The 1,818-nt window shown below is 41.1% G+C and carries 4 protein-coding genes; all 4 read right to left on the bottom strand.

From position 1 onward, the window contains the following. Positions 1 to 768 (bottom strand): YhfC family glutamic-type intramembrane protease (locus tag I2D69_RS19660; RefSeq protein ID WP_227199280.1); only part of this gene is annotated, 768 nt, incomplete at its 3' end. 19 nt (positions 769 to 787) lie between these two features. After that, positions 788 to 1,090, bottom strand: coding sequence for a hypothetical protein (locus I2D69_RS19655; RefSeq protein WP_008121271.1), 303 nt, complete (start codon positions 1,088 to 1,090; stop codon positions 788 to 790). Positions 1,091 to 1,099: 9 nt separating this feature from the next. Beyond that, positions 1,100 to 1,306 carry a helix-turn-helix transcriptional regulator gene (locus I2D69_RS19650; RefSeq protein WP_003865061.1) on the bottom strand — a complete coding sequence of 69 codons (207 nt, stop codon included), beginning with the start codon at positions 1,304 to 1,306 and terminating at the stop codon, positions 1,100 to 1,102. Between the two features lie 21 nt (positions 1,307 to 1,327). Beyond that, complete coding sequence (locus I2D69_RS19645; protein WP_227199279.1) at positions 1,328 to 1,633, bottom strand: DUF6442 family protein; 306 nt, start codon at positions 1,631 to 1,633, stop codon at positions 1,328 to 1,330. Positions 1,634 to 1,818 lie beyond the last annotated feature (185 nt).

The raw sequence follows: 1,818 nt of genomic DNA, 5'->3' as shown, positions 1-1,818 counted from the left end.
CGCCATAACAAGAGTTCCGGCTGCCATCACAAAGACACCAATTTCAATCACATAGATGGGAAGAAGCGCCGGACCTGCCACGGCAAAGAAGTCCACAATAAAATGAATCCCATATGCAAGAACCGCTGTAAAAGCCGCTGTCCTGCATTTGCCTGCCTTTACCGCCCGGTAGATCAGCAGTGACAACCCGATATGCAGAATGATGGCACTGATTCTTTCGATTCCGCTTACAAAAAAGAGTGGTGCCGGTGTTGTCCATAGGGCCGACAGCTGTGACACGGTCTGGTTTGCAGACTCAGCAGGAAGTGCCGCCAGCGTATTCTGCATGGCTCCGCTGTTGATCATCAGCATGGACACAAGATTGCTGATTCCGGAGAGTCCTCCAATCAGAATGGCCTCTACACCGCCATGCCCGATTCCATACATCAGTGCATTTGGAAAATCCAGCCATTTCTTCATCCAGAACTTCATGGCAATCAGTCTTCCGGTCTCTTCAAAAACCGCTGCAGCCAAAGCCGCGTACACATAGTAAAGCCATGGCCTGCTCTGTGCGTTCAGTCCGCAGAACTGAATGACAAGAACATGCAGCTGCTGCTCCAACAGCATGGCAAACAGCAGATAGGTTCCTGCTCCGATAAAGAACGAGGAAATCCTTGCCTTAAGCTTCACCCTTCCTGCAATGAACAAAGCAATCGGTACCCCCATCGAGAGGACAACAGAGCAGATAACTCCCGCTATCGCCAGACCTGATATTGTGTTCAATTCCATCTTTATACCTCCCTGATTCTCAAAAAATTCCTTTATTGTATTTGAACTGTCCATACAATATAAAGCCTAATCCGACAATAACTGCTGGAAGAATGATATAATCTATAATTATTTCACTCCAAAACGAAACAATAAAACCTAATACAAGAGATATTCCTATAATCAGCGTTCCTGTGCCAACTGTTTTTCCATACTTTGGTATATCTTCTTCCTTTACTTTTCGCCTGTTATAAGAGTGAATTGTGCTGATATTGCCTTTGATATTTACAATTCCCACAACAGATATGAACACTCCCAAAATCAACATTATAATATTTTCCATAATGACCTCCTAAAAATAGAATAGTTCCTCAAATTTTTTGTCCAATGCAATACAAAGAATTAGAGCCAATTTTGCAGTTGGATTAAACTGTCCTGTTTCAATAGAACTAATGGTATTTCTTGATACCCCTACCATTTCTGCAAGCTGAGCTTGAGAAAGATTTGCTTCTGTGCGAACTTCCTTTAAGTGATTTTTCAGTTGTAATTGTTCTTTCATATTCTCACCTCTAAAAGGTGGCTAACAAATCCAACAAATGCCAAAATGGAAAGCACAAAAAAACAGAACAGTCAAGACCAAATCGCTCTTTCGCTTCATTTTGATAAAACGAACTAACCATTGTGTTGCAATAATGCTGAAGTATATAACCCACGGACTGTAAATCATAGTATGAGCAAGCACAGAAGATAACAGCGAAAGCAAACAACACACTAAAGCACCAACTCTGCTTGCGTGACTTCCGGCTTGATATACCACTTCCATTTCAGCCAAGTCCTTATTGCGATGTTCTTTTCTGCTTGCATTTAAGATTTCGTCCTTTTTCATAAAAACACCTCCATGCCAAGTTTTCTTTGCACATTTTAATTATACACATACCAAGTTTTCTTGTCAATAGAGTTCATAAAAAAGTTACAACCGATATAAGAGATAACTTTTCTACCACTTCGATTATACTCACGACTTAATGACTTCTTGAATACTTGCCGAAAAAGAAAAACTGCCATCGGTTT

Source organism: Ruminococcus sp. D54t1_190329_F1 (assembly GCF_015551645.1).
Classification (GTDB): Bacteria; Bacillota; Clostridia; order Lachnospirales; family Lachnospiraceae; genus Blautia_A; species Blautia_A faecis.
Note: the sequence above shows the minus strand (reverse complement) of the source record. Positions and strands in the feature narration are given on the sequence as shown.

Coding starts and splice junctions, on each gene's coding strand:
- I2D69_RS19655 (WP_008121271.1), bottom strand. CDS start 1,090: ATGGAAAATATTATAATGTTGATTTTGGGAGTGTTCATATCTGTTGTG.
- I2D69_RS19650 (WP_003865061.1), bottom strand. CDS start 1,306: ATGAAAGAACAATTACAACTGAAAAATCACTTAAAGGAAGTTCGCACA.
- I2D69_RS19645 (WP_227199279.1), bottom strand. CDS start 1,633: ATGAAAAAGGACGAAATCTTAAATGCAAGCAGAAAAGAACATCGCAAT.